The 22,192-nt window shown below is 36.8% G+C and carries 29 protein-coding genes and 1 tRNA gene; 12 read left to right on the top strand and 18 right to left on the bottom strand.

Translation table 11 applies throughout. The features are described from left to right. Positions 1–10: 10 nt before the first annotated feature. The 7 genes from B8780_RS07570 to B8780_RS08320 all read right to left on the bottom strand — a co-directional run bounded on the left by B8780_RS07570 (position 11) and on the right by B8780_RS08320 (position 4,763). The gene (locus B8780_RS07570; RefSeq protein WP_011177037.1) at positions 11–1,090 is read right to left on the bottom strand and encodes an OBG GTPase family GTP-binding protein; all 1,080 of its coding nucleotides are present in this window, start codon (positions 1,088–1,090) and stop codon (positions 11–13) included. Continuing rightward, complete coding sequence (locus B8780_RS07565) at positions 1,078–1,626, bottom strand: HemK2/MTQ2 family protein methyltransferase (protein ID WP_011177036.1); 549 nt, start codon at positions 1,624–1,626, stop codon at positions 1,078–1,080. The genes B8780_RS07570 and B8780_RS07565 overlap by 13 nt, the downstream gene beginning before the upstream one ends. A gap of 32 nt (positions 1,627–1,658) precedes the next feature. Further along, positions 1,659–2,102, bottom strand: coding sequence for a hypothetical protein (locus B8780_RS07560; RefSeq protein WP_084273243.1), 444 nt, complete (start codon positions 2,100–2,102; stop codon positions 1,659–1,661). An 82-nt stretch (positions 2,103–2,184) separates the two neighbouring features. Next, a complete protein-coding gene (locus B8780_RS07555; protein ID WP_236719421.1) occupies positions 2,185–2,553 on the bottom strand; it encodes a hypothetical protein in 369 nt (122 codons plus the stop codon). A gap of 111 nt (positions 2,554–2,664) precedes the next feature. Then, positions 2,665–3,492, bottom strand: coding sequence for a type I pantothenate kinase (locus B8780_RS07550; RefSeq protein ID WP_084273242.1), 828 nt, complete (start codon positions 3,490–3,492; stop codon positions 2,665–2,667). Between the two features lie 6 nt (positions 3,493–3,498). Beyond that, positions 3,499–3,951: an MFS transporter gene (locus B8780_RS08390; protein ID WP_330831699.1), complete on the bottom strand. Its 453-nt coding sequence runs from the start codon at positions 3,949–3,951 to the stop codon at positions 3,499–3,501. A 26-nt stretch (positions 3,952–3,977) separates the two neighbouring features. Next, entirely contained in the window at positions 3,978–4,763 is a 786-nt protein-coding gene (locus B8780_RS08320; RefSeq protein ID WP_236719419.1) for an MFS transporter, read from the bottom strand. 156 nt (positions 4,764–4,919) lie between these two features. On the opposite strand from B8780_RS08320, the gene B8780_RS07540 reads away from it, so the two are divergent. The 3 genes from B8780_RS07540 to fen are packed head-to-tail and all read left to right on the top strand — an operon-like array spanning position 4,920 to position 7,434. Continuing rightward, a complete protein-coding gene (locus tag B8780_RS07540) occupies positions 4,920–5,684 on the top strand; it encodes an SDR family oxidoreductase (RefSeq protein WP_084273241.1) in 765 nt (254 codons plus the stop codon). A gap of 42 nt (positions 5,685–5,726) precedes the next feature. Continuing rightward, the gene (radB, locus tag B8780_RS07535; RefSeq protein WP_084273240.1) at positions 5,727–6,413 is read left to right on the top strand and encodes a DNA repair and recombination protein RadB; all 687 of its coding nucleotides are present in this window, start codon (positions 5,727–5,729) and stop codon (positions 6,411–6,413) included. Between the two features lie 4 nt (positions 6,414–6,417). Next, positions 6,418–7,434 carry a flap endonuclease-1 gene (gene fen, locus B8780_RS07530; RefSeq protein WP_011177029.1) on the top strand — a complete coding sequence of 339 codons (1,017 nt, stop codon included), beginning with the start codon at positions 6,418–6,420 and terminating at the stop codon, positions 7,432–7,434. On the opposite strand, the gene B8780_RS07525 is transcribed toward fen, so the two are convergent. From B8780_RS07525 to B8780_RS07510, 4 genes are all read right to left on the bottom strand, one after another. Continuing rightward, entirely contained in the window at positions 7,431–7,703 is a 273-nt protein-coding gene (locus B8780_RS07525) for a hypothetical protein (RefSeq protein ID WP_011177028.1), read from the bottom strand. The two genes, fen and B8780_RS07525, sit on opposite strands and share 4 nt — an antisense overlap. Then, entirely contained in the window at positions 7,704–8,693 is a 990-nt protein-coding gene (locus B8780_RS07520) for a tyrosine--tRNA ligase (RefSeq protein WP_084273239.1), read from the bottom strand. 111 nt (positions 8,694–8,804) lie between these two features. Next, positions 8,805–10,337: an L-piperidine-6-carboxylate dehydrogenase gene (gene amaB, locus B8780_RS07515; RefSeq protein WP_084273238.1), complete on the bottom strand. Its 1,533-nt coding sequence runs from the start codon at positions 10,335–10,337 to the stop codon at positions 8,805–8,807. Between the two features lie 165 nt (positions 10,338–10,502). Continuing rightward, positions 10,503–10,576 (bottom strand) — tRNA-Arg (locus B8780_RS07510). 81 nt (positions 10,577–10,657) lie between these two features. Between B8780_RS07510 and B8780_RS07505 the strand changes: the two genes are divergently transcribed. From B8780_RS07505 to B8780_RS07490, 4 genes are all read left to right on the top strand, one after another. Further along, complete coding sequence (locus tag B8780_RS07505; protein ID WP_011177025.1) at positions 10,658–11,593, top strand: nucleotidyltransferase family protein; 936 nt, start codon at positions 10,658–10,660, stop codon at positions 11,591–11,593. Positions 11,594–11,668: 75 nt separating this feature from the next. After that, positions 11,669–12,019, top strand: a complete 351-nt coding sequence (locus B8780_RS07500) for a DUF6015 family protein (protein ID WP_011177024.1) — start codon at positions 11,669–11,671, stop codon at positions 12,017–12,019. Positions 12,020–12,024: 5 nt separating this feature from the next. Next, a complete protein-coding gene (locus B8780_RS07495; RefSeq protein ID WP_084273237.1) occupies positions 12,025–12,768 on the top strand; it encodes a nicotinamide mononucleotide deamidase-related protein in 744 nt (247 codons plus the stop codon). Continuing rightward, positions 12,765–13,226, top strand: a complete 462-nt coding sequence (locus B8780_RS07490; protein WP_011177022.1) for a DUF2240 family protein — start codon at positions 12,765–12,767, stop codon at positions 13,224–13,226. The genes B8780_RS07495 and B8780_RS07490 overlap by 4 nt, the downstream gene beginning before the upstream one ends. Here B8780_RS07490 and B8780_RS07485 read toward each other — a convergent pair. Genes B8780_RS07485 through B8780_RS07475 form a run of 3 tightly spaced genes read right to left on the bottom strand, consistent with a single transcriptional unit; the run spans position 13,215 to position 15,142 of the window. Continuing rightward, the gene (locus B8780_RS07485) at positions 13,215–14,213 is read right to left on the bottom strand and encodes a tRNA (guanine(26)-N(2))-dimethyltransferase (RefSeq protein ID WP_011177021.1); all 999 of its coding nucleotides are present in this window, start codon (positions 14,211–14,213) and stop codon (positions 13,215–13,217) included. The genes B8780_RS07490 and B8780_RS07485 overlap by 12 nt on opposite strands. Before the next feature lie 24 nt (positions 14,214–14,237). Next, entirely contained in the window at positions 14,238–14,780 is a 543-nt protein-coding gene (locus tag B8780_RS07480; RefSeq protein WP_084273236.1) for an NTPase, read from the bottom strand. Continuing rightward, the gene (locus B8780_RS07475) at positions 14,780–15,142 is read right to left on the bottom strand and encodes a dihydroneopterin aldolase family protein (protein ID WP_011177019.1); all 363 of its coding nucleotides are present in this window, start codon (positions 15,140–15,142) and stop codon (positions 14,780–14,782) included. Before B8780_RS07475 ends, B8780_RS07480 begins: the two co-directional genes overlap by 1 nt. Positions 15,143–15,317: 175 nt before the next feature. On the opposite strand from B8780_RS07475, the gene B8780_RS07470 reads away from it, so the two are divergent. The 5 genes from B8780_RS07470 to B8780_RS07450 all read left to right on the top strand — a co-directional run bounded on the left by B8780_RS07470 (position 15,318) and on the right by B8780_RS07450 (position 19,591). After that, positions 15,318–16,346 carry an ABC transporter permease gene (locus tag B8780_RS07470; RefSeq protein ID WP_011177018.1) on the top strand — a complete coding sequence of 343 codons (1,029 nt, stop codon included), beginning with the start codon at positions 15,318–15,320 and terminating at the stop codon, positions 16,344–16,346. Positions 16,347–16,414: 68 nt separating this feature from the next. Continuing rightward, a complete protein-coding gene (locus B8780_RS07465; RefSeq protein WP_048059552.1) occupies positions 16,415–17,284 on the top strand; it encodes an ABC transporter permease in 870 nt (289 codons plus the stop codon). A gap of 9 nt (positions 17,285–17,293) precedes the next feature. Beyond that, positions 17,294–18,262, top strand: coding sequence for an ABC transporter ATP-binding protein (locus tag B8780_RS07460; RefSeq protein ID WP_084273235.1), 969 nt, complete (start codon positions 17,294–17,296; stop codon positions 18,260–18,262). Further along, positions 18,255–19,202 (top strand): ABC transporter ATP-binding protein, encoded by a 948-nt coding sequence (locus tag B8780_RS07455; RefSeq protein WP_011177015.1) that lies wholly within the window; start codon positions 18,255–18,257, stop codon positions 19,200–19,202. Before B8780_RS07460 ends, B8780_RS07455 begins: the two co-directional genes overlap by 8 nt. Then, a complete protein-coding gene (locus B8780_RS07450; protein ID WP_084273234.1) occupies positions 19,178–19,591 on the top strand; it encodes a PH domain-containing protein in 414 nt (137 codons plus the stop codon). The genes B8780_RS07455 and B8780_RS07450 overlap by 25 nt, the downstream gene beginning before the upstream one ends. On the opposite strand, the gene B8780_RS07445 is transcribed toward B8780_RS07450, so the two are convergent. From B8780_RS07445 to B8780_RS08180, 4 genes are all read right to left on the bottom strand, one after another. Next, positions 19,574–20,539 (bottom strand): nicotinate-nucleotide--dimethylbenzimidazole phosphoribosyltransferase, encoded by a 966-nt coding sequence (locus B8780_RS07445; protein ID WP_084273233.1) that lies wholly within the window; start codon positions 20,537–20,539, stop codon positions 19,574–19,576. The genes B8780_RS07450 and B8780_RS07445 overlap by 18 nt on opposite strands. 14 nt (positions 20,540–20,553) lie before the next feature. After that, on the bottom strand, positions 20,554–21,285 hold the full coding sequence (gene sppA / locus B8780_RS07440; protein WP_084273232.1) for a signal peptide peptidase SppA: 732 nt from the start codon (positions 21,283–21,285) through the stop codon (positions 20,554–20,556). A 24-nt stretch (positions 21,286–21,309) separates the two neighbouring features. Beyond that, positions 21,310–21,933, bottom strand: a complete 624-nt coding sequence (gene pyrF, locus B8780_RS07435; RefSeq protein ID WP_084273231.1) for an orotidine-5'-phosphate decarboxylase — start codon at positions 21,931–21,933, stop codon at positions 21,310–21,312. 43 nt (positions 21,934–21,976) lie between these two features. Then, positions 21,977–22,192 (bottom strand): hypothetical protein (locus B8780_RS08180; protein WP_161939703.1); only part of this gene is annotated, 216 nt, incomplete at its 5' end.

Genomic DNA, 22,192 nt, shown 5'->3' with positions numbered 1-22,192 from the left:
ATTAAATAATTCAATTCTTGCTTATCAAGGTTACCGTGTCCTCATCCTTTAATTCATAATCAAGGCCAACACGCATTTCCGCCTTTCTGTTTGGACCTGAAATTATGGCATATCTAAAGCTGTTAAGCATCTCCCTGCTTATCTTCCTGCAAACCTCCCTGACCGTGGAACCATTGTTTAATATCATTGGCCTTTCATAATCAACCTCGCCTGACTTGTTTTTCATGTAAATTCTTATAAGATCAAGGTTATCAAAGATCTTTTCCTTTAATTTTTCTATGTTTATGTTTTTTTCAGCAGAAACCTCTATGTAGTCATTAAAGGACATTTCTATATCATCCAGTGGCCTGTTTGCCAGATCTATCTTATTAATAACGAGTATTGCCTTTATATAAACAATGTTTCCCTTAAAAAAGTCTATTAAATCGTCGTAATCTATATTCTCTCTTATATACAATGTTCCATTGACAACCTTAAACTCCTTTGCAATGTCCCTTATATCATCATCGCTCAGGTCTATGTTCCTGGGCTTGTATATTCTTAAACCGCCATAGTTGCTCTTCTTAAATGAGATATCCTTTCTCTTTTTATTTAATACTATGCCGGCCTTGTAAAGTTCAGATTTTATTCTGTCAAGACCTTTGGTTTCAGGATCGGTAACTATTAAAATCAGATCAGCGTTTCTCACTGCAGCAAGAACCTCACGGCCACGGCCGGCTCCAAGGGCCGCATTGTCTATTATTCCTGGCAAATCCAGAATCTGTATCTGTGCACCGCGGTAGTTCATGGTTCCAGGAACAATGGTTAATGTTGTGAATGCGAAGTTACCAACCTCGCTCTTTTTATTTGTTAATTTATTTAATAAAGAGCTCTTTCCAACGTTTGGATAGCCAACAAGGGCAACAGTGGCATCACCAGTTTTTGGAACATAAAAACCATGGCCTGAGGCCTTCTTATGGGCAGATTCCTCCATTTCAAGCTTTGATATCTTTGCCTTTAGGATGCCTATATGCTTCTCCGTTGCCTTGTTGTACTGTGTCCTCTTTATTTCCTCCTCAAGCTCCTTTATTCTTTCACCTATTGTGGGCATGTTCTCACCCTTAACATGTATAATATTATTGATTCAAAATCAAAGGTGCACCTCTTTATCTCTATGAATTCATAGTTTTTAAAATCGTTTTTTAATTTATTTATATCTGTTAAATCTGATAGTATAATATATATTGAACCGTTATCATTTAGATGCATGTAGGCATCCTTTAAAAACCTTGATGTAACATTGAAACCGTCTGAACCGCCTGACCATTTTATATCCTCGTTTTCCACAGGCAGATATGGCGGATTAAATATTATTGTATCATATTTATCATATATATTATCAAAAAGATCAGATTTTATTATTTTTATATTAACATGATTTATTCTGGCATTTTCCTTTATTAGATCTATAGCCTTATCATCTATGTCAGTTGCGGTTACATCGTGATTATTTAAAGCAAGGTTTACCGATATTATTCCTGTGCCAGCCCCTATCTCAAGAACCTTTTTGCCGCATTTTATATTGTCCATCATAAGATATGTGTCCTCTGCAGGCCTGTAAACATCATCATTGTATTTTATATCCACAGATTATGATATATTAAGAATATTTTAGTTTTTCACTCGAATTCTATCCTTACATACCAGTTGTTCTTTTCCTGCATAACCTGTGCCTTTACACCCCTTTTTGTTATCTCCTTATATGCATTTTCAGCCGAGGCCTGTGTAAAGTAAACAAGAAAAATGGAATCCAGACCGAACTCTGGCATTTTGCCAGAGCTTACTATTATATCCTTTATATTAGAAACAGTTTTAGAGAAGTTTTCAAGATCAACATGGAACGTTCCATTATTATACTTTGTTCTTGCAATATCCATTATGCCATTATATGTTATATCGCCTATCTTTTTATCTGCCCTGGCAGGCGATGTTCTAAGGCTCTGATATATGAAATATCCAGATATAATGAGTGCGATTATTGCTATTATTACCTGGCCAAATATATATGAGAATATTGCGGCCAGTAAAAACAGGACACCGAATATAATAAATGGATTCTTCATTCATCTTCCATATCAAATTTAGCATTAAAATGTTTTTATATAGATAATAATGATAATTAAATATTTATCATCAATCTAAAAATTATTTTGATCTTTTTGCAGCAAAATATAAAACACCGGATAATACAATCATGATTATATCAAGTATTATGCTGTCTATTGCTGATGGTGTCCATGGCAGTTTTCTATTGAATACCGGGGCTATTGTTATCCTGGATTCCAGAAGTAACAATGTATCAAGTATGTAAAAAACAAAGACCGGCAGGTAAAAATCCTTTTTTTCACTTACATAGATCATTGATGCAACTATTGCTATGGCTATTACGAAACCGAAGAATGCCTTTGCTATGTATGGTATCCTTATGCCAAGCAATGTCATATGTATCCCAGCCCATATGGAAGAGCCGAGAATGGCAAGCCATCTTAATGTATCAATAAATTTTGATGCCATGTGAATATTAAATAAATGATATTATTTAAATAATATTTGCAATTTATATGCAAATTATGTAAAAATCTGGACAAACTTTTATATTCAGGGCTTTATGTTGATATAAAATAATTATATCCTGAAATAGATCGATTCAATGGAATGATCGCACCTCTTTTCGATGATTGCGTTTGATCTAAAGATATTTTTTATTATATTTTCCCTGTAATTTTTAAGATTTATATTGCTCCACACATTTAATGCAATGTTTTTTAATGTTTTTTCATCCATGCCAACGAATCTGCTATAAAACGATTCTGAACCGGCATTTTTCACAAGATCAAGGAATCTTTTAATATACCATCTTTCAAGGCAGCCTTCATCAGATCTTATAAATATTATGAAATCCATAAGATTGTATGGCATAACAGGCACATTAAAATCAAAGAGTATGTTTATTCCATCGATTATTAATATCTCAGGAGAATCAATTGATATTAAATTATCCGTTACATCATAAACATCGTGTGAATACTCATAAACCTTTAGATTCTTAATACCAAGTCTGGCCATTTTAAGAAAATTCATCATATCGTTGATTCTGTAGCTTTCTGGAAAGCCCTTTCTATCAATAATGCCCTCATTTATAAGCTCATTATTCTTCTTAAGAAAGCTGTCTGTTGATATAATATCCACATTTTTTTTAAAAATTCTTGCAAAAATCTCGGAAAACGTTTTTGACATTACTGTCTTTCCTGCAGCTACAGATCCTGTTATTCCAAGTAAATATGGAACATCGCCCAAAATGGATGATCTCCTCTTAAGGGTTGCAAGCATGTTTATATATCCTGCCAGGGGAACGTATGCATTTACCAGATCTTTCCGATCCACCATTAAATTCATCTCAGGTAAATCACTTAAAATAAATCTTCTTAAATCAGGTCTGAAGTAAAAATCCATGATGAATCACACCATTATTGGATCAAGATCCATATTATTATCCCTGGTAAATACCATTGATAATACCAGAAGCAATGATGCCAGAAGTATTTCCAGGGACCATACAATTTTAATGCCAAGGATCTCTCCTGGAATTAATATTAAAAGTATTGCCAGGCCTCCCGGTATAGCACCAAAATTATAAATAAACCCGGTTGCGGTGGATCTGTACTTTTTGCTAAATGATTCTGATAAAAATTCAGGTATTAGCGAAAATATCATTGCCTCAAGGAATGCCTGGATGCTGAACATTGCAATAAAAATATATATATTTCTTGTGTAACCAATTATAATAAATAACCAGGAGGTTGCAAGGAATATGAATGAATATAATATTATTCTTTTTTTAATGTTTTTATTTAATGAAATGTAACCGCCAAAAATGACACCAAACAGGGATACACCGTTTATTATAATCAATGCATATAGAAGGTTTCCGCCAAGATTTAAAAGATTCTCACTGCCTGCAGGATAAAAGAGAAGGTTCCAGTGTTTATAAATAACAATGCTGACATGAATGTAATTATGTAAAATAATCTGCCCTTATTTTCATTTAACATTGCTGTAAATGGCCTTTTCTCAATTTTTCCGGATGCAGCCATATCAATAAAAACATTTGTTTCCCTTGATATTTTTCTTAGTAATAGTGTTATAAGTCCTGGTATTAACGATGTAAGAAGCAGGATGCGCCATCCATATATTATAAAAATATTATTGCCAGTGATATATAATATTATAAGGTCCACGGTAACAACCATTAAATAGCCCATGCCATAGCCGCTCTGCATAAATGCGCCGGTAAGCGGCCTTGATGATCTTCCTGACGATTCCATTGAAAATGCAGAACCGGCACCATACTCTGAACCGGCAAACATGCCCTGTATAAATATTAATATGTAAAGTATGGTCGGTGCTGCAATGCCAATGGTTTTGTATCCAGGTATGAGTCCTATGGATGCCGACGAAATCGAAAATCCAAGTATTGAAAATGTTAAAAGAAAGTGCCTTCCCCTTTTGTCGCCGAGCCTGCCAAAAATAACGGAGCCTATTGATCTGGCAAAACCACCAAAACTTACCGGTATAAGTACAATTATGAACCTTAAAGATCCAAGGTACCCGGGCAAAAAAACAGGTGCCATATATGAAAATACAAGCAAATACGATATCGATGTGTATCCGTCAAGCAGCCATCCTCCCCAGGCAGCCATTACCTGCAACCTTTGCGAGTACATTAAAATCACCATTAAGAGCCTAGTCAGTATTATTCAACATACAAAGAAACACTGATTTACGATCTGTAATTTATTAAATGTATTAAAATATCACGCTGAGATTATATAAAAATCACCTTTAAATAAAACTTTTAAAATTCCATTTTATAATGTTTTATGCGCGGCCTTAAAAATAAAAATGTTATAGTAACAGGTGGTTCAAAGGGCATTGGTGCTGCAATAGTATCAAGATTTATTGATGAGGGTTCAAATGTCTTTTCGATATCTAGAAGCATGCCTGAAAAAATGATAAATAAAGTAAAATATCTAAAATGCGACGTTTCAAATGAGGATGAAGTTTACAATACAATAAATGAGATATCGTCACAGTGCGGGAATATAGATGTACTTGTTAACAACGCCGGCATTGAAAAATATGCCAGCCTTGGAAAAACAGATTCAGGGACATGGAATGAGATAATAAACACAAACATGAACAGTGTATTTTATGTATCAAGGGAGGTAATAAAACACATGAAAACAGGCTCAATTGTAAATGTATCATCTGTTCAGGCCAATATTGTTACCAGAAACGCAGCGGCATACGTAACATCAAAACATGCAATAATAGGAATAACAAAGAGCATTGCCGTTGATTATGCACCAGCGATAAGGTGCAATGCAGTTCTTCCAGGAACAATAGATACACCACTTGTTGATATGGCTGCAATGCTTGAGGTTGGAAAAGACCCGGAAAAGATAGCAAGAAAGAAGCTTGAATGGGGCAATCTCTATCCAATGAGGCGCATAGGCAGGCCTGATGAGGTTGCATCCGTTGTTGCATTTCTTGCATCAGATGAATCATCATTTATAACCGGGTCATCAATATACGTTGACGGTGGTCTCAGCGTTCTTGCACCTGTGAGCACACCAGATAAATAATTAATAAGAAAAGCTTTTTTTAGATCCTATGATTTAGAAATAATGGAAAAAATCAATCTTGAGGACATTCCAGAAAAGCTTCCCAGCAACGTTAAATGCATCGATGAGCTTATGAATGGCGGTCTTGAGCCCGGGATTATTACCGAGATCTATGGCCAGGGCGGTTCAGGGAAAACCAATATATCAATGATCTTTGCAAGATCTGTCCTATTATCAGGGAAACGTGTTATTTACATAGATACAGAGGGCTTTTCAACCGAAAGGTTCTCACAGGTATGCCCTGATAAAAGTCTTTACAAAAACATGGTTCTATTCAGGGCATCATCAATAGATGACCAGGATCTTGCAATAATAAGATCAGAAAAACTCATGAAGGAAAAGAATTATTCACTTTTAATACTTGATTCACTGACAAGCTTTTTTAGAATAGAAAAGGGAAATGACATATCATCAAGGATGTCTGGCTTTGAAAAGGAGCTTGGCATGTTAAATAATATAGCAGTTAGGTATAACATACCCGTGCTTTTGACAAATCAAATCTATGAGGACATAGACAAAAAAAGCCTTGAGCCCTTTGGTGGCTTTTTTATAGACCATTCAATGAAGGCCATATACAAGCTGGAAAAGATAAATAATAAAAGAAGAATTGAGATAGTAAAGCACAGGTCCATTAAAGAAGGCTTATATACAACATTTATAATAAATGACAGCGGAATATCATGCGAGTGATACCATGGGGGTAAATCTATCATCTATATTAATAAAGCATGAAACGAGTTTAAAGGACAATTCCGGATCAATAGTTTCAGTGGATGCATATAATATTATATACCAGTTCCTGAGCAGCATCCGCGGTGATGATGGCGAGCCGTTAAAGGATTCAAATGGAAACATAACATCGCATCTATCAGGTATATTCTACAGGACATCAAATCTTCTGGAAAATAATATAAAACCGGTCTATGTCTTCGATGGAAAGCCATTTCATTTAAAATCCGAGACATTAAGGGAAAGATCATTAATCAAGGAAAAAAATATTATGAAACTTGAGGAGGCCATTGCAAGCAATGATGATGCAAAAATAAGGTCACTGTCATCAAGGATAAATTACATAACAGATGATATTGTAAATGAATCAAAAACTTTACTAAATCTTATGGGTCTTCCATACGTGCAGGCGCCATCAGAGGGTGAGGCACAGGCATCGTACATGACATTAAAGGGCGATGTAAATGCCGTTGTTTCCCAGGACTATGACTGCCTATTGTTCGGTGCAAAACGCATCTTAAGGAATTTTACTGTATACGGAAGAAGAAGGATAGCGGGAACATCAAGAACCATAAATGTTAATCCAGAGATTATAGATTTAAATGAGAATTTAAGCAATCTGGGAATATCCAGGGAGCAGCTTATATACATAGGCATATTAACAGGAACGGATTTCAACCCAGGTGTAAAGGGCATAGGTGCAAAAACAGCGCTTTCATTGATAAAAAAATATAACGATATATACAGCGTTATAAAAATAAAAAATATAGGTATAGATAACCTTGATGAGATAATAGAGTTCTTTATGAACCCACCACATAACGATTATGAAATAAAATTCAATGAACCCGATTTCGATGGTATAATTGATTTTCTCTGCGGGAAGCATAATTTCTCAGAATCAAGGGTAAACGAGACCCTGGAGAAAATATCAAGGAATTATAAAAAAGATCATCAGTCAAGCCTTGACAGGTTCTTTTAATCCTTATGGACTGAAACCATGACCTGATGGCTCCTCGGGAATTCCTCATTGATGAGGTCTTTAAGAATTCTTTTTAAATCATCAGCGTTTACATTGTAATCATTTTTAACAAAGCCGTCAACGTTTATATGAAAATTATCATTGCATCTTTTTATTGAAACTATTCTGTCCTTTTTAAAGCTCTTAAGCGTTACAGTATAGCCATCATTCAACTTCATGCACATCGAATAAATGCTCTTTTCAACACCCTTTATAGGCACCCATGGCATCTAATCACCGGTAAGCTTTTCCCTTACAGGACCTATTATATCGCACAATAGCTCGCCAACAGCATTTTTAAGATCGACAGGATGTATCTCACCGGAAATGTACATTCTTGTTAATGAATCCATATCAACATCAACGGGCCCACCCTTGCTTTCAGGTCTTTTTATGCTTATTCTATCATTGTAATATGGGAAGATTATGTATTTTAATATATCTATTACTGGATTGCCATTAACTTCCTTCATGGGGCAGTATGCGTTTTTTATCTTTCTTTTTATATCGTCATTAGAATCTGTCATGAATATTGCAGAGTCCGGCTCACTCTTTGACATCTTTTTAAATGAATCCATGCGCCCTGAGCCCTTCAAACTTGAAAGCAATGGCGTGTGGACAGACACGGGCTTTTTTATATTCATCCTCTCTGCTATATCCCTGGCCAGCATGTGTGCGTGTCTCTGATCCATGCCGCCAAGGGCAAAATCAACATCAAGGTAGAATATATCAGTGACCTGCATCAGCGGGTATATGTATTTGCTGAAATCTCTGTCTGCATCCTCCTCACTTCTGCCCATTATAGGCAGCGATCTTCTTATCCTTAAAAGCGATGCATTCTTTGCAACCTTTAAAAGAAGAGACCAGTAATCTGATTTTTCAACAAGTTCAGATGCCCATACAAATTTAACATTACTGTTTAAACCAGCGGCGAGCCATGCCCTTTTAAAGAGCTCACCGCTCTTTCTTATTTCATTTAGGTCGCCGTTTAGTTTATCATTAACCATTGCATGCCAGTCTGCAAGCAAAACAGTCATTTTTATTCCGGCATTTACCATGTCATTTATTTTGTTTGCCAGCAGCAGGCATGTCCCAAGATGTGGATTGCCTGATGGCTCGAATCCTATATAACCTTTTGGATTGTTATTCAGGGCTTTAAATGCCTCATCCATTGTTACTATTTCCTCTGTGTTCTTTTTAACAAAATCAATGGCATCCATTGACCATGTATCTTTATATCTATTATTAATTTTATTTATGGCATCATTTTTAATAAGAGTGCATTAAAGTTATTATTTTAAAAATATATAAATATTTAAATCAATCTTAATTTAAAAGTCAAAGACAACGTCCTGGGCAAGCGGCAATGTTTTTCCCCAGTTCTTTGTAACGGTCTGCCTTCTCATGTAGTACTTCCAGGCATCGCTTCCACTTTCCCTGCCGCCGCCGGTGTCCTTCTCACCGCCGAAGGCACCACCGATCTCAGCACCGGCAGTGCTTGTATTAACATTTGCAAGCCCGCAGTCAGAACCGTATGCTGAGAGAAAAGCCTCCTCCTCGCGCAGGTCATTAGTGAATATCGATGATGATAGCCCCTGGGGAACAGAATTATGTATCTCTATTGCCTCCTCTATGTTCTTGTACTTCATTACATATAATATCGGTGCGAAGGTCTCCTCGCTAACTATTGCCATATCAGGTTTTGCCTCTATTATTGCTGGCATGACATAATGCCCGTTTTCGCATCCGCTTATTTTTATTCTTCTGCCACCAAATACAAGTTTCCCTCCCTGCTTTATGGCGGTTTCTATTGCCCTTTCATAGTTTTTTACCGCATCCTCATCTATAAGCGGGCCAACAAGGACGCCCTTATCCCTGGGATCGCCAACCTTTATCGTGGAATAGGCATTTTTTAGCCTCTCAAGGAAATCATCATAGATGTTTTCCTGAACAATAACACGCCTTGTTGTTGTGCATCTCTGGCCTGCCGTTGCAAGTGCACCAAAGACAACGCCCCTTAATGCAATATTAATATCTGATTTATCAGAGACTATGGCACCATTGTTTCCGCCGAGCTCAAGTATGGTTTTGCCAAGACGTTTTGCAACGTTTTCAGATATCTTTTTACCAACGGCAACAGAACCCGTGAAAGACACCAATGGTATTCTTTTATCATTGGCTATCCATTCACCGCCATCATGGCCAGGACTTACCATTAAGAAAAATATATTTGGTGCATTGTTTCTTTTTAAAACCCTTTCTATTACCCTCATCACCGCAACAGCTGTCAGGGCAGCCTTTGACGATGGCTTCCATATAACAACATCACCGTCAACGGCCGCTATAAATGCGTTCCACGACCATACTGATGCTGGAAAATTAAATGATGATATCACCGCAACAGGCCCAAGTGGAATCCATTGTTCATACATCCTGTGATATGGCCTCTCGCTTGCTATGGTTAGGCCATAGAGCTGTCTTGATAACCCAAGGGCAAGATCTGATACATCGATCATTTCCTGTATTTCGCCCTCGCCCTCGGATGCTGTTTTGCCAACCTCCATGGTTACTATTTTTCCAAGATTCTTCTTTTCCTTTCTAAGCTCATCACCTATCTCCTTTATTATAATTCCACGTTTTGGAGCCGGAATCATCCTCCATTTTTTGAATTCCTCAACGGCCCTTGAAATTATTCTTTCGTAATCTGATTCTGTTGCCATTGATACCCTTGCAATATAGCTTCCGTCTATTGGGCTTTTCACATCAATCATTTTGCCTGATGGCCTTGCCCATTCACCATCGTAAACACCGGAGTTTACCTCCTCAAGGCCAAGATCATGAAAAACGTTCATGTCCATCTTCATGATAATAACAAAGTAAAAACGTATATTATATTTTTTAAAGGGTATATATTAATTTTATCCGGCACTGATTATAAACAATAATTATAAATATTTAAATTGAACATAAATTTGTTTTATAATCTGGCCTTTAAATGTTAAAATCTTATTTTAATAATAGGGTATTTATGCCCGGGCCGGGATTTGAACCCGGATCTTAGGCTCCGCAGGCCTTCAGGATATCCAAGTTACCCCACTCGGGCCCTTCTATATCAATTTAAAATATATAATCTTTATAAAATATGATGGTAAAATTATTAATATTCATTTTATATTAAACTGACATGATCGGTGCTATACTTGCCGGCGGTTACGGCAAAAGATTAAAGCCACTTACAGATAAGCTTCCAAAGTCACTTGTCGAGATAAAGCCTGGTTATACAATAATGGACAGGCAGCTTTTTGACTTTAAGGTCATGGGCATTAGCGATATATACATATTATCAGGTCATCTTGGCGAAAAAATCGAGGAACGCTATGGAAATCATTATAACGGTCTGAATTTATATTATCTTAAGGAGGAAAAGCCTTTAGGAACATTGTATTCATTGAGAAACCTGGCAAATGAGGTTACTGATGATATTGTGCTTAGAAATGGTGACATTGTTACAGATATAAACTTCAAGGAATTCGTTAATTTTTCATTACATAATAATTATGGAATGACAATGTTTGTTACCGAGATGAGAAGCCCATATGGAATCGTTGACACTCTTCTTGATAAGGTTATAAACTTCAAGGAGAAACCATATCTTAATTATTATATAAATGCTGGTATATATTTAATCAAGGAGAACATCATAGATTATTTCTATAAAGATTACAATGGAAAGGACATAGAGGTAACGATATTTCCGGAGCTTGCAAGGCAGGGCCTGATAGGCGCATACAAGGAGAAGGCCTTCTGGGTGGGTGTCGACAGTGAAAAGGATCTTGAAACGCTGAGACTGGAATACATAAATAGAGAGGATCGTGAATGGGGATATATAAAATGCATCTTCGAGGATGATAAAAAACTTGTTCATGAATATTTTATAAAGGCCGGTGAAACGGTTAATGTATCTGAACCATACGCACTTATAAGATTCATTGACGGCCGTGGAACAATAAATGATAGGTCTGAATTTTACACAAGCGATTATGCCCTGGAAATAAAATCATCTTCAAGGATAAGTGCAATAGAAAACACAAGGCTTGAAGTAATAAAAATAAAGGCATGAGCCAATAGATAAATTTTTTACAGATTTTTTACTATTTATCATAATATTTAATAACCATAAAAAAATTCGTTTTAGATGGGTATAAGTAGAGATACCTTAATAAGGGCATTGAAAAATACATATGGGAAAAACGGTATGAATGATAAGGACATAGATGATCTCTGCGATTTTATACTTGCATTCTTTGGATATGATGACTATGTCCTTGATAATGTTTTATCACCACCTGAAAGGGATGTTTTTTACAATCTTGAGGAATACGGCATAGTTTCAACTGTTCGTGAGGAGGTTAACATTGTAAAGGGTAAAACATGGAGGATAAATCAATGGTATCTAAATAAGCAAAAGATAATGAAGCTTGCCGAGGATAAAAGCGAAACAGACAAGGAATCAAATATATACGATTCATTCTTTAAGAATATGTGATTTAAATGAAAAAGGCGGTTATAATAACAATTGGAAACGAGATATTAAGCGGCAGAACATTAAACACAAATTTTACGTACATAGCCAGGAAGCTGACATATCTTGGCTATGATGTCCTGCGCGGCATCATTGTAAAGGATGATATCGAAGAAATAGGAAATGCATTTAAGTCTGCCATTGAATCATCCGATCTCGTTGTCTCATCCGGCGGCCTTGGGCCGACATATGATGATATGACATTATTATCATTTTCAAAGGCCTTTAATTTAAAATTAACATTGAATAATGATGCCCTGGAAATGATAAAAGAAAAGTTTGATAATATGACGCCGGAGCGTGAGAAGATGGCCATGATACCGGAGAACAGCATACCAATAAGGAACGATGCCGGAACGGCACCCGGGGTCCTTGTAAATATTAACAATAAGGATATTATAATACTTCCAGGCGTTCCAAGGGAGGTCGAATCCATATTTGAAAACGTTCAGGAAAGGATAAAGGTTCCAGGCTACGTTTACTATGATAAGTCGCTAAGACTTGATGGTGTACTGGAAAGCATTGCAGCGCCATTAATAAAGGAGTATGCAAAGAACAATCCGGATCTTTACATAAAATCACATCCATATGGAATAGAGTTCTCAAAGCCTGGCATAGAGCTTGAGGTCTCAGGCCGCGGTGATTCATCAATATATGAAAAGGTTGATAAGGTTTTAAGGGAATTATCTGAAAAACTAATGGTGAAAGGATGAACAAGGACTGGGCAAGAAAGTTAATAGCAATAGTTGCAGTTAAAAAACAGGAAAAATATTCAAAGAACGATTTTATAAATTCATTGTCATATAAAAATCACCTTTTAAGGCCTGATACAGTTACCAGGTTCTTAAATGAATGCGAGGCTGAAAAGCTGCTTATAAAAAACGGAGATTACTATATACCGAACTTTAGCACATCGGGCATTATTGTGCCGCTTGACTTTTCAATTGATGAGGAAAGACTATTCTCAGAGGACGTGGAAAAGCCGCTGGTTGACAGAATTCTTGATACCGCAGCGGCATCAGGCCTTTTAACAAAAAAGGAAACGGTCATGAGGGCAAGGGAGCTAATGGAAACAATGAAGTTTATAGATTTTGAGATAGCATTGCTGGCAATCCTTTCAGATAATGGCATTGATGTAAAATCCCTTGTCCAGGAAAAATCAGGCAATTAATTCAAATGCACTTTTTTTATCCTTAACCTTTATTCCGGTATCAGAAAACTGGGTTCTGTAGCCATTTATGCCGTTTTCCTCGAGTATCTTCAATGCCCTTTTTATAGATATTTGATCACTGTTCCTGAACCTTGATATGTCCTTAAGCTCTATAAAATAAATGGATTCATCGTCATGGCAAAGCCTTTCAATTTTATAATCAATCATGGAGGCATCTCTATTTATTTCGCCAAGCCACATCTCGCCCTCGTTTACATCATTGTAATAATCGTAAATGCCATTCTTTTTGTTGTAATATCCTATCATCGATAATGCTTTATCCGCATTTAAGGATCCGTTTTCTATTTTAAAAAATATTCTATAATAATGTGAATGCCATAATGATATTAGTGGAAATGCACCCCTGTCCATGGCAGCCGCGTGCCTTACAAAAAAGGCTATTAGTATCCTTATTCCCGTTTCATGTCTAAATGAATCATTCAATGCAAAGGCATTGTACCTTCTTTTTAATTTTTGGACATTGGAGCCGGTAAGCGCTGTTAAATCAGTTGCAGTAATTCCAATGTATCCATGATTTCTTATTCTTGATATTGCCTTATCTATATATGGAACTATTGATCCATATGGGTCTATATCTATGTAATCAAAGAGGTATTTATCCAGAACGCATTCAAAGCCCTCGTTATAGGCCTCAACATCGGCGTTATTCTCATTTATGTTTTTTTCTATATATTCAAATGATTTTTTATTTATTTCTGAGATAACCGTTCTTGTTCCTGTTTCAACGTTTATTCTTATACCACGGACACCGGTGCCGCCAAATGCGTCCAGTGCAAGCCTGGGTCTTACGAATCTTATAAATGATACCGTTACATCCCTGTTAAATTTCTGGTCGGCATTGTAAAATCCGGGCATCTGCCTGCCTGGGCCTTTTAAAAAATATTTATCAGGCACATTAATTTTTATTTTCCCCTCATTTATAATCATAAAAACACCATGTTTTACATGGCATTATATTGATTCTTCCTCACCGTTTATAACCTTTAAAATCTTAAACGGCAATATATTTTTATTTATTGGCGTTATATCAAAAACCCTGACACTCTCAAGGCTTCTGAACTCCTGAAGAACAGGGTTCCTGGATTTTTTATGCAGTGTAACTATTATTGTTTTGTCAAGCTTTAATACATCCTCTATTGTGTTCTTTATATTTTTTGTTGTGTTCTCTATTTTACCAAGCTCATCTATTATTATAACATCCGCCTCAGATTTTGCCCTCTCAAGGCTGGGAATAACTATGTCCTCAAGCAACCTTGTATCAACGCCAAGCTTGTCTATTTTAACCCTTGATACTATGTCCTGCCTTGCGAATTCTGCCTTCTTCTTGCTTAGTATGTCCATTACAGAATAACTTATAAGCTTGTTATGCTCAACCTTTTCTGAAACAAGAAAACCCTCTATGATTTTTCCCTCATTGGCCAGCATCTCCATAATCTTTGCCAAGGCCTCAGCCTTTATTGAACCAACAGGTCCAGTTATACCAACCTTAACCATTATAAAACCTCCTTTGCATACATTACAGGGTAATCGAGACCCTCATCATAATTTAATACGCCAAGCACCTTTTTTCCATTATAGTTTATTAAAACCTCTGCATGCAGCATTTTTTCATTTAAAGATGAATATGAATAGGTTCCACTGGATCTTTTTACATTATTAATGCTTATCCTTACATTTTCAACAAAAGGCTGTATCATTGTGCTTCTTTCTATAAACTCTTCAGCCATTGAAGCATTTTCACTGTTTACCGGTATACCTGTGTATTGATGAAAAATTGCTCCAAGTTTTATGCCGGCCTCAAAGAATGCCCTTTGAATATCTGTACAGTTAAAATATTTCTCAGCAGGGTCATACATTTATTGGTAATTGCTTGCTATTTAATAAACATTTATTTTTATATTTATTTTATCAAAATGAATTTTAAAAAACCGTTATATAAACAGGTATATAAATTTAATTGACATTTTTATCTCCATTATTTAAAATGTACATTCATAAATGTTAAATACAATATTTTCATTTTAAAGCCGAATGAATACTAATTTGATAATATACATAGTCAGAAGGGCCATATATGCTATTGTTACACTTATTGTTATAATAACAATAGTATATTTGCTTATACATATAATAGCCCCGACGCCGTATGCTCTTGCAAAGATATATGCAGGTCCCAGGGCAACAAAGGCGGAATTAACATCCATTATTAAGGAGTATCATTTAAATGCGCCATTGTACGCGCAGGTTCTTACATACATAGGCAACGTATTTCACGGCAATCTAGGATACGATCCTGTTTATCATGAACCCGAGATTGTTTTAATAGGCACGTACCTGCCAAGAACACTTGAAATAGTTATACCTGCAATAATACTTGCAACAATTCTTGGTTTAATAACAGGTGCATATGGTGCATCAAACAGGAGAAAGGTTCAGGATCATACAGTTAAGGGTATATACCTGGTTACGTGGGCAAGCCCACCATTTTTCATAGCAATAATAATACAGCTTGTCGTTGCCTATTATTTAAGATTATTGCCACCAACAGGCATGGTTAACCCGGTTCTTACCGCACCACCACATGTTACGCCATTCCCATTGCTTAATGCACTTATAACAGGCGACATACCATACTTCGACAGCATGTTACGTCATATGGTCCTTCCGGTTATTGCAATAGCATTACTTAGCTTTGGTATAGTTACAAGATTGACCAGGGCCTCAATGCTTGATGCCATGGAATCAGATTACTTTAAACTAGAGTTAATGAAGGGCATAAGAAGAAGGAGTGCCGTTTATAGAACAGCGTTGAGAAACGCATCAATACCAATTGTAACGCTTCTGGCACTAAACTTCGGTTATGCAGTTGCAGGTGCCGTTGTTGTTGAGGACGTTTTTGATTACCATGGTATGGGCTGGTTCATAGTTCATTCGATATATTCACTGGATTACATAGCAATACTATCAACGACGGTTATAATAGCAATCTCAATAATTATAGCAAATCTTGTTGCCGATATACTATACGGCATTATAGATCCAAGGGTGAGAGTACAATGATAGATGAAACTCCAGGCATTCTTAAACAGAAGGTTAAGAGAAAAAATCCCGTTCTGGGTTATCTTAGAATGTTTATAAAGGATAAATCCGCAGTTATCGGCCTTGTAATAGTTGGCTGGTTTTTATTATGGTCATTAATACAGGGCATAATGGAATTCATAGCGGAACTACCAGGAAAGGCGGCATGGGGATATGCCCTGCTTCCATCGAATCCATTTGCGGTTAATTTTAATTATTCACTTGCAGCGCCCTCAACAAAGCACCTCTGGCTCATATTTGGAACAAATGAGCTTGGCGAATCAATATTGTCAAGGATGCTCTTCTCAATGCCAAAGGATGCATCCGTTGCGGTCATAGTTGTTTTCAGCGCCATTATCATAGGTGCACTTCTTGGCATAGCATCTGGATATCTTGGTGGCTGGGTTGAAACCATAATAATGAGATTAACAGACGCATTTCTTTCACTGCCGGCAATTATACTCGTTATAGCAATAGCAATACCATTAAAGGCTGGCTTTGATGCTGTTATACTCGCATTAAGCATTGTCTGGTGGCCAACGTATGCAAGGTTCTTCCGTGCACAGACACTGCGCGTCAAGGAAATGGACTATGTAAAGGCAGCAAAGATAAACGGCGTTAATCCAGTGTCATTATTCATTAAATACCTGTTCCTGAACAGTGTTGATCCTGTTATAGCATACGCAGCCCTTGACTTTGGAAATGTAATATTAACATATGCAACACTTGCATTCCTTGGTATAGGAATAACAACACCGATACCGGAGCTTGGTGCGATGGCATCAAACGGGCTTGGATACCTGCCCGCTGACTGGTGGTATTCAATATTCCCAAGTCTGGCAATACTTTTAATCGTTGTCGGCTTCGTTCTTGTTGGCGATCGCTATCAGGATATAATTAATAACAGGATAGACTATTAAGGTGTTAAGATGCTTCTAGAAATAAAAAATCTTAATGTTTCGTATAAGACTGTTAACGGTATTTCAAACGTGCTTAATAATTTTGAATTATCAATGGACACAGGTGATATAATATCAATAGTTGGAGAATCAGGATCAGGAAAGAGCACGCTGGGCGGTGCAATTACAAAGCTTCTACCGCCATCTGCAATAGAAACCGGTTCAGTCATCGTTGATGGAAAGGACATCGTTCCAATGAGCGAATCAGAGATAACAAACATGCGTGGTACAACGATATTTATGATCTTCCAGAACCCGCTTAACAGCCTAAATCCGGTAAAGACTGTTGGATACCAGTTAATGGAGGCTGCCAGGGTAAGAAATGACAGATCAAACGAAAACCTTGATGAGGAGGCCATGGAAAGATTGGTCATAGATACATTAAGGGCCATGAGGCTCCCTGACCCTGAAAAGATTATGAAAAGATATCCACATGAGCTTTCCGGTGGTCAGGTTCAGAGGATAGTTATATCCATGGCATTAATACTAAGACCAAAGCTTTTAATAGCCGATGAGCCAACAACGGCGCTGGATGTGACAATACAGGCACAGGTTATAAACCTTTTAAAGGAGCTTAACAGGGATTACAAGATGTCAATAATATTCATAACGCATGATCTGAGTCTGGCATATTCAATATCAAACAGGATCATGGTTATGTATGCAGGCAGGATAATGGAGCTCAATGATTCCGAGGAGATTATAAAGAATCCAAAGCATCCTTATACAATAGCGCTTCTGCTTAGCGTTCCAACAAAGTATAAAACTGAAACAAAGCTTTATTACATATCAGGGTCGCCACCATCATTTTTTAATCTTCCTGCTGGCTGCAAGTTCAACCCAAGGTGTGAAAAGGCCTTTGACAAATGCAGGGAGATGGAACCAGATTTGATTGTTTCCAAAGGCAATTCAAGGATAAGGTGCTGGTTATATGAGTGATATACTTTCACTAGAGAATATTAAAAAGTACTATCTTGCCGAGAAGATACAGATTCTGGACAGGCTTTTTGGCAAGAAGCCCATATACGTTAAGGCCCTGGATAACGTTTCGATAAGCGTTGAGAAGGGAACGATACTGGCCGTTGTCGGCGAATCCGGATCAGGAAAAACAACCATGGGAAAATTAATATCGACCATAGAGGAGCCAACAGATGGAAAGATCTACTTTGAAAACATTGAGGTTTCAAAAAAGAACATCAACGAGGTAAGAAAAAAGACATCAATGGTCTTTCAGAATCCGGCAGTTTCGGTAAATCCAAGAATGAAGATTAAATCCCTTGTTTCAGAGCCGCTTGGCCATTTTGATGCAGACCAGGTAAGGCAGATGCTTAAAAACGTTGGTCTTGATTACGATGAAATAGGAAACAAGGAGCCAAAGGAGCTTTCCGGTGGTCAGGTTCAGAGGGTTGCAATAGCCAGGGCAATAATAAAGAGGCCGGAGTTAATAGTGCTTGACGAGCCAACATCGGCCCTTGATGAATCAATACAGGCACAGATATTAAATCTTTTAATAGATCTTCAAAAGGAGTATAATCTTACTTACATATTTATAACGCATAATATAGGCGTTGCAAAATACATATCTGATAAAATTGCCGTTATATATGCAGGGAAAATTGTTGAATACGGTGATACAAAAAAGGTTATAGAGAATCCAAAGCATCCATACACGCAGCTGCTTCTATCTTCGGTTCCATCATTTGAAACAAAAGAATTAAAATCGCCAACGGGTGGTGTGCCAAGCTTAATAAATCTGCCGGCAGGCTGCAGGTTCAGTGACAGGTGCCCCTTTGTTATGGATATATGCAAAACCCAGGAGCCCGGTTTTATTGATTCAGATGGTGTAAAGGTTTTATGCTGGCTCTATGGAAGTTCATGATTGAAAAAACACTGATAAAAATAACAATACTTGTTCTTATTTTTTCACTGTTCCTTGAAATAAGCTATAAAAACATACTTAATTATTTAATATTTCTTGGCATTGTCTATTTATCAGCCGCATTTTACCTTTTATACAAAATGAGCGTAAAGGTTGATTTAAACGATGATTTTCTTTACATAAGAAATTTCTTTAGATCAAGGCAGATAAAGTATAAAAATATAGATGAAATTTTTACAAACAGCGGCTTCCTTCAAAGGCGCTTTGGTTTAATGTCGATATATATAATAACAAGGAGCGGTAATTATCTAATAAAGGATATACCAGATTCTGAGAGAATCTTTAAGGAAATAGAAGAAAAAATAAGGGAATCAAAACCGCAGGAATGAATTATAAACGTTGATTATTGATTTATAAACGTTCTCTGTTCCGTAAATAGAGGCCAGTGCAAAGGCAGCGCCAAAACCTGTACCCTCCTTTACAAATCCATTTTCATAGTATTCCAGTCCTTTTATTCCTGAGAAATCCGGTGACGAATACTCAAAATTGAGCGATATGCTATTTATAAGATTCATGGCATCATTGTAGACATACTTTGTTGAGTAAACCAATCTTTTCTTCTTATTTATTAAATAATCAAGAAGCTGGACCGTTATCATTTGGGTGCCGCCAGCGTATATTAAATCTGATTTTTTTACCGAACGGCTCATGCCGATTGCCATGGCCATCATGTAGTCGCCGTATTCTTTTACAGCATCCATTGGTTCATTCCTGTATACCCTTTTAAAGGATCTTTCCATTAAATCTCTCTTCATTTCCATAGGATTTTGCCTCATTGATGAGCTTGTCATGTAATTATAACCAAGTGCATTCAATACAATGTATGCTGTTGTTGTGCCGCCTGGTATACTCTCTGCAAGTATTATATTGTCATAAAGGCCATCTATTAAATCCCCGAGATAGGAACCAAAATCCAAGGCTTCATTGAACCTTGGAAGGGCAGTTTCCATTACAGGATTTTTTGCCGGGCCAAGGCCTGTGTAAAAAAACGGTATTTCTGGGCTTTTATAAAATCCTGAATCAACAATAAGCACTTTTACATTTGATAATACATTGCATGCCCTGGTTATAATTGCCGGTGTTGGTATTCCATTATCGGTCATGGGTATTACATCCATTGAAAGGCATTTCCCGGAGTATATTATCTCTGAATCAAGAACAGGCGTCATCAATGTTGCCCCTGGCGATGCACCTGCCGCTGATATCCCTGGAATCAATGATATTTCAGTGCTGCCTGCAAGCAGTATGTAAATAGATTTTTTATTTCTAAAATCCATTTTAGATTATTGCATTAACTATTAAAAATCTTATCAAAGAATGCATCAAAGGCCATCCCTGTAATTCTTTGAACAAATGGCTTCCTTGGCGTTAGATTTTTTATCTTTGCTGTTTTTATGTTATTATCATTTTTTATCGCGTTTAATACTGTATCAAAGGTGCCGATGCCATCTATTAACTTCCTTTCAAGTCCCTGCCTGGCAGAGAATACAAGGCCTGTTGCGGTATCGTTTATCTCATCATCTGTTAGATTCCTTCTTTTTTTTACCTCTTCCCTGAATCTCAGGAAAACGTCATTTAAAAGCTCTTTAAATATCTCATTTTCATCCTCGTTCATGTGCCTGAACGGCGAGTTAATATCCTTGTACTTTCCTATCTTGTTTATCCTCATTTTTATTCCAAGGTTTTCAAGGAAATCAGATACATCAGGTGATATTGATATAACACCTATAGATCCGACTATCGATGTGGACATTGCATAGATCTTCCTTGCTGCACAGGCAAGCCAGTATGCACCGGAGGCGCCTATACCCTCTATCAGTGCATAAACAGGCTTGCTTTTTGAAACATCCAGGAGCTTATTGTATAATATCTCGGTTGCGTTTGCATCGCCACCACCGGAATTTATGATTAATATTAGGCCGGCAATCTTCTTCTTTGATTTTATATAATCAAAGACCGGTAAATATCTTGATATGGAACCTCCATTTATTACACCTGAAAAATTCAACGTTGCTATGTACATAAATATATATAACAAACAAAGTATTTAATCATCACCTAAAATTTCATTTAAACTTTTAACCTTTTTTAATGGCTCCGGATCACTGTATATTGATCTGCCTATTATTACATAATCTGCACCGGCCATGATTGCATCGGTTATGCCTCCACCCTGGGCACCTATGCCAGGCGCTATTATTTTAAGATCACCTGACATTGATCTTATATGTCTTAAAATATCTATTCTGTTTCCAGGAGCAACAAGGCCGTAAACATTTTCCTCCATGGACATTTTAACAAGATCGTCCGTGTAATTATCTATGAATGATTCCTGGGACATTGAAACAAGGGAAAAGACCTTCATGTCACCGGCAGCAGAAACAACAGCCTTTAGGCTCCTTCTGCCTGTAAATGAATGTGTTATAATCCCCCAGGCATTGTTTTCCCTGGCCTTTTCAGTTATAAGCCTGTTTGTGTTGTCTATATCCGCTATCTTGAAATCACATATAACATTTGAATACCTTGATATCTCTTTAACTATTGATATGCCGTTGTTCATAACAAGCGGCCAGTTTACCTTTATCGCAAAGACATCATTTGAAAGCTCCCTTGATAAGCTTAAAGCCTCATTATAATCATAAACATCAAGCGCAAATATAATTCTGTTCATAAATGGTTATTAATAAATTATATAATAAATTATTTAAATAAAATTATTTCCTTTTTATTACTATTGCAACTATTCCTATTATTATTGCAATTACAGCAAGCGCTATTGCTATGTATCCATAGTATGAATCCATTAATGCTTTGCTCTTCAATGAAACCGCTGAATTATCTATGTTCATTGTAGTATAACCAGATGATGACAGGCCATCCTTTTGCACACTTGTTATTGTAACATTGTATGTTCCATCAGGCAGTGACTT

The sequence above is a fragment of the Picrophilus oshimae DSM 9789 genome (assembly GCF_900176435.1).
In the GTDB taxonomy this organism is placed as follows: domain Archaea; phylum Thermoplasmatota; class Thermoplasmata; order Thermoplasmatales; family Thermoplasmataceae; genus Picrophilus; species Picrophilus oshimae.
This window is presented reverse-complemented; position numbering and strand designations above follow the sequence as displayed.